We start from the raw sequence: 4533 nt of genomic DNA on the forward strand, positions 1-4533 counted from the left end.
ACGATTCCTTTTTCAATCCGTCCTAAATCTTTTTCGTCAATTCCGATAATCTCGCTGGCATCTGCCAACTTTAACTTGGCACGCAAGTGTGCTTTTTTGTACGTCGTTGTCATTTTAAAAATTCCTTTAAATGTGTTTTTCTGAAAATCAACATAGCCATCAATTCTTCTTTGCTGTCGTGCGGTTGCTTTTTGGCCATATCCTGCAATTCAGAATTTTTGGCAATTTTTGGTTCGTTCATTCTCGCAAGTCCTCCATTCCACCAAAGATAAGTTGATTGGCTTCTTTTTTCGCAATTAAGCGACTGATAATTTTTTCGTGATAAGAATGTTCCAGGCTGTTGTTCCCGCCTGTAATCTTCTGGTTAGTTGTCACGATGTTTGTTTTGGTCCGCTTGCCAAATTCATCTTTGGCCTGACGTGCATCAGCAACTTCAAAGAAAAACTTCTGCAGTGGTTCACTAGCTGACTTATCAGTGTTACCCATTCCTCCAGCTTCTGATCCGAAATCATCAAGCACCAGGACATCAACCTCTTTCATCAATTTCTTGGTGTAAGACACTTGTTCTTGGACCTGCTTGTCGTAGAAGTTGTGGATCTTATCAGATAGAGCAATTGTGCTGACAAACATCACTGTCTTGTCTGAATACCCCCGTAGTGCCTCAACCATCGCCAGACTCATTGCCGTCTTCCCTGTTCCCGCTTTTCCAGCCAGGAGTACATTGATACCAGAACCATCAATAATGCGCTTAGCGAGCTTCCTAGCGTGTAATTTCAACTCTGCCGCTTTGGCCTGGTTCGACTGTTGGCTTGGGTCCCACAAATCGAAGGTGAACTTTTGTCGGCCAGAGCCACCCCAAACGCTCCAAGTATCAAAAGTCTTGCGCTTAGTAGCCATCATTTTTAGATAAGCCTCTTGGTCAACCTTCATTTCACGCATTTTGATGTACGCCTGCTTTTCTTCTGGAGTTAGACCGCTCAGATGTTCCTTAGCCTTCTTGTAAGCCTCAACGCTACTAAGGTCCTCATCCATTTTCTTAACCGCTGTTGATAAGCTGTCCATCTGTTACCTCCAATCAGAAGTCCCAATCACCATAGGTCTTTGTTAGGTCTTGGTTGCCTTTAGACTTATTGTTGGGACGTTTTCCATCTCGATAACCAAATTCACTGGCTTTGTCTGAATATTTATCAAATTTATTAACTAGCGTTGAACTTGAGAAATTTGAAATAATATCTTCTGTCCAGTTATCAACGATGTAATTCATTACGTCTTGAAATTCCTGAACTGAAATGTTCTTCATAACTAGCTGACCAAAGATTCCAGAATTTGTTAAAGTTCGATTCATTGAGTTATTAAAGATATCCAACATTTCTTTGGCAGGATTTACAGATACCACTTCATCTTCCCCTCGGGGGGTAAGGGGGGTATCTATATCTTTCTCTAACTCTTTCTCTATCTCTAACTTATCGTTACCATTCGTTACTTCGGTGTTACTTTGTAACGCTTTTTGTTTTTGGCGTTGTCTAAATTCACGAACTCTTTTGGCTGAATCCACTTCTGATCCAGTCATATCAGCGCTTGCCACCAAGAATAAATCTTGTTTTATTTCAGGGTGAGTAATCAACTTTTTTGCTTCTAAGTAAGCAAGCAGCGCTCGAACATCTTCAACGTTTTCATCAAGCATTAGCGCTAATTCTTCGGCAATATCCTCTCCAGCTCCCTGAAAGTAAATCATGCCGTTTGTCGAGGCACTCTTTATTAACATTTCTAAGTAAATGATGGTGTAAGTGTCTCCACCAGCCATTCTTCTTAATAACTTGATATAAGGATCGTTGAAGAAATCAGGTCTCAATTTAATCCAAAAGTATTTTTTATTTGCCATTTAATACACCTATACCAATCAGAAAGGCAGGTCGTCATCACTGATATCAATTCCACCGTTGTTTGCTGGTGCTGGTGATTGCTGTGCAGGTTGTGACGTTCCATTTTCTGCGCGTCGCTTATCAGATTCCGCCTTTGATTCAAGCAGTGAGAAGTTATCGACTACTACTTCAGTTACATATACTCGCTGGCCCTGGTTATTTTCATAGTTACGTGTTTGCAACCGTCCTTCGATTGCAACCATTGCACCCTTTCCTGTAAAATTAGCCAAGTTTTCAGCCGCCTTACGCCAGATAACAGCGTTGATAAAGTCTGCCTCTCGTTCACCATCACTGTTCTTAAACGAACGATTGACTGCCAATGTGAACGAGCCAACCGCAGTACCAGATTGTGTATACCGCAGTTCAACATCCTTAGTCATTCGTCCAATCAATACCACTCGATTAATCATGCTGTTTCCTCCTCTTTATCTGTTCTTTCTGCCTTTGCTTTAGCTCGTTCTAATAAGTCGTTCACCAACGCTTCTGCCCGTGGATAGTCATTGACTGTTAGGCTATTTAAGTTGCTAACATTTAGATGCTCATTGACGTACTTAGTCAGTGTTGCTCCTGTCAACTTTTCGGCATTACTAATCGTAATTTTTAAGATGTTGACCTGTTCTTCTGAAACCTTCTCAGGTTCAACGTCTGGCAAGTCTTCTCCTGCATAGATGTAAAGGCCTAGACCAAACATAGCCAAATTCTTTACAAGACACCGCATAACAGCCTTATTCTCGTCTGTTGAAGTAGGCTTCATCAGTGACTTGTTACGCATATCCATCACAGGCAACCACATACCAAGCGTGCGCCCTTGAATTGTGACAGACGTCTTAACCGAGTATCCTCGTTGAGGATTTCCGAATAAATATCCGCCATCTTCGGCTTCTTTAACCTCATAAGTTGTGTCAGGGTAATTCTTCATAACTTCTGAGATAGCCCATGGCCACGACAAATAATTGAAATTACCCTTTTTATCAACGTGATCACTGACATCAATTTCACTTAGTGTTTTAAAAACTGACTTTTCTGTCATTATTTACTCCCTTCCCTTTCGTGGCGCTACCACTGTTTTATCTTGCTCAATGACCTGTAAGTTTTCGTCTTCTTCCATTTCTGGGAATAATTTGATTAGTTGCTTGTATGTTGGTACTTTTAGACCTAACCAGCCTTTCTCGCGATAGATATAATCGATGTTGGCTTTGTTGTTGACTAGGATTTTATCTTTATCGATTCGGTTGTAATAACCAGATAGGTGTTCGCCTGCATTAAGTCGGTTCTTACGCTCTTTCTTCCAAGCGGTTACAATTTTATCCATGCGCTCAATAACGTTGGTATAGATGTCATCAAATTGTTCTGGCGATACCTCATGTTGTGTATCAGAGCTCATTAGTCTGTTATAGGTGTATATCTCGCCATCTTCTGTCAGTGACGTTAAATCATGTACTTCTGGCATAAAATATCCTCTATCATTAGAAATAAATCGTTGTTACTGAGTAACTAGTTAAGTCATCAGAGTCTAAGAACTCTCCTAAATCAGCATCAAGTACATATTGAAATGGATATCCCGTCTTCTTGATATACTTTAAAAAAGGGCCCAAGTTCGACTCTTCAATTTCATCAAGGCTTAGTTCGCCGTGATGCCAAACGTTGATATGAGTCTCTGACTGCTTCTTGCTGACCCATTCATCATATTCACGTAAATGTTGGTCAAGGCCGTCTGCTACTCGATTTCCTGTTGTCACGATTAGCCCTCCGTTTTTGAAAATCCCGAAACAACTACATCTGCGGCTACTTTATCTGTTAAATCATGTGCCAATTTGCTAAGATCATTGATTAACCCTGATTGATTGCTGATAACTTCTGCCTGCGACTTAATGATTTTGATATATTGTTCTTCGTTCATTATTTTCTCCGTGGTATATTTATTTAAAAAGGAAAACCTAAACAAATGGCTATTTTTTCTATAATTATTTCGATTTTCAGTTTAATAATTGCATTGACCTCCCTGTTCTATACATGGATTCGGTCGAAAGCTAAGATTAATATTGTTGACTATCAATTTAATGAAAAATATGATGAGAAAAGGGTTTCTTTTACGATTTACAATGATTCACCATCAGCTATAAAGATTGAAAACATTACTTTTTTAAAAAATGACATTATGATTAGTGAAAGAAAAGTCGATACTCAACTAAGAGACAAAATCATGCTACAAAATAATCTGAGTGAAATACTCAAACAAAAAAGTTCAACTGTCGCTGATTTTCTGAAAGATGATGATAAACTCACACCTTTCAATCCAACCGTTCTTTCTCCATACAAAGAAATGAAAATCAAAACATTAGTAACTGACCAACCAACTAAAATTAAAGTGATCACCGATAAACGAATTCGTGTACTTTATAAATCAAAATCGTTCGTCGTTTTTAATTCTAAGAACTAAATCGATAATCTGAACAATCACCACAACTGTCATGATAATAACTGCGAGTATTTGCATAGTGACTCCTTTTCTGTGATAAAATAGAGGAATAAATATTCATCCAGGAATTTTTATGCCTAAGCTCGCTCTGCTAAGCGGGCTTTTATTTTGCTTTCTTTTTGTCATCACGTC

9 protein-coding genes are annotated in these 4533 nt (G+C 39.1%); 1 reads left to right on the forward strand and 8 read right to left on the reverse strand.

The window, feature by feature from the left end:
• Positions 1-109 precede the first annotated feature (109 nt).
• The 8 genes from AOQ32_RS09070 to AOQ32_RS08725 are packed head-to-tail and all read right to left on the reverse strand — an operon-like array spanning position 110 to position 3822.
• Positions 110-241: a hypothetical protein gene (locus AOQ32_RS09070; protein ID WP_275542756.1), complete on the reverse strand. Its 132-nt coding sequence runs from the start codon at positions 239-241 to the stop codon at positions 110-112.
• Positions 238-1062, reverse strand: coding sequence for an AAA family ATPase (locus tag AOQ32_RS07805; protein ID WP_059394330.1), 825 nt, complete (start codon positions 1060-1062; stop codon positions 238-240). Before AOQ32_RS07805 ends, AOQ32_RS09070 begins: the two co-directional genes overlap by 4 nt.
• Positions 1063-1075: 13 nt before the next feature.
• A complete protein-coding gene (locus AOQ32_RS07810) occupies positions 1076-1882 on the reverse strand; it encodes a phage replisome organizer N-terminal domain-containing protein (protein WP_059394331.1) in 807 nt (268 codons plus the stop codon).
• A gap of 18 nt (positions 1883-1900) precedes the next feature.
• On the reverse strand, positions 1901-2332 hold the full coding sequence (ssb, locus tag AOQ32_RS07815) for a single-stranded DNA-binding protein (RefSeq protein WP_059394332.1): 432 nt from the start codon (positions 2330-2332) through the stop codon (positions 1901-1903).
• Positions 2329-2952 carry a Sak single strand annealing protein gene (locus AOQ32_RS07820; protein WP_059394333.1) on the reverse strand — a complete coding sequence of 208 codons (624 nt, stop codon included), beginning with the start codon at positions 2950-2952 and terminating at the stop codon, positions 2329-2331. Before AOQ32_RS07820 ends, ssb begins: the two co-directional genes overlap by 4 nt.
• Positions 2953-2955: 3 nt before the next feature.
• On the reverse strand, positions 2956-3372 hold the full coding sequence (locus AOQ32_RS07825; RefSeq protein ID WP_059394334.1) for a hypothetical protein: 417 nt from the start codon (positions 3370-3372) through the stop codon (positions 2956-2958).
• A gap of 16 nt (positions 3373-3388) precedes the next feature.
• On the reverse strand, positions 3389-3661 hold the full coding sequence (locus tag AOQ32_RS07830) for a hypothetical protein (protein ID WP_059394335.1): 273 nt from the start codon (positions 3659-3661) through the stop codon (positions 3389-3391).
• Positions 3662-3663: 2 nt separating this feature from the next.
• Complete coding sequence (locus tag AOQ32_RS08725) at positions 3664-3822, reverse strand: hypothetical protein (protein ID WP_158531892.1); 159 nt, start codon at positions 3820-3822, stop codon at positions 3664-3666.
• A gap of 45 nt (positions 3823-3867) precedes the next feature.
• On the opposite strand from AOQ32_RS08725, the gene AOQ32_RS07835 reads away from it, so the two are divergent.
• Positions 3868-4362, forward strand: coding sequence for a hypothetical protein (locus AOQ32_RS07835; RefSeq protein ID WP_059394336.1), 495 nt, complete (start codon positions 3868-3870; stop codon positions 4360-4362).
• Positions 4363-4533: the final 171 nt, after the last annotated feature.

The organism is Fructobacillus tropaeoli (assembly GCF_001047135.2).
Lineage (GTDB): Bacteria > Bacillota > Bacilli > Lactobacillales > Lactobacillaceae > Fructobacillus > Fructobacillus tropaeoli.

Excerpts from the sequence above, each read along its gene's own strand:
- AOQ32_RS07825 (WP_059394334.1), bottom strand. The coding sequence starts at position 3,372 with ATGCCAGAAGTACATGATTTAACGTCACTGACAGAAGATGGCGAGATA.
- AOQ32_RS08725 (WP_158531892.1), bottom strand. The coding sequence starts at position 3,822 with ATGAACGAAGAACAATATATCAAAATCATTAAGTCGCAGGCAGAAGTT.
- AOQ32_RS07810 (WP_059394331.1), bottom strand. The coding sequence starts at position 1,882 with ATGGCAAATAAAAAATACTTTTGGATTAAATTGAGACCTGATTTCTTC.
- AOQ32_RS07805 (WP_059394330.1), bottom strand. The coding sequence starts at position 1,062 with ATGGACAGCTTATCAACAGCGGTTAAGAAAATGGATGAGGACCTTAGT.
- ssb (WP_059394332.1), bottom strand. The coding sequence starts at position 2,332 with ATGATTAATCGAGTGGTATTGATTGGACGAATGACTAAGGATGTTGAA.
- AOQ32_RS07835 (WP_059394336.1), top strand. The coding sequence starts at position 3,868 with ATGGCTATTTTTTCTATAATTATTTCGATTTTCAGTTTAATAATTGCA.
- AOQ32_RS07820 (WP_059394333.1), bottom strand. The coding sequence starts at position 2,952 with ATGACAGAAAAGTCAGTTTTTAAAACACTAAGTGAAATTGATGTCAGT.
- AOQ32_RS09070 (WP_275542756.1), bottom strand. The coding sequence starts at position 241 with ATGAACGAACCAAAAATTGCCAAAAATTCTGAATTGCAGGATATGGCC.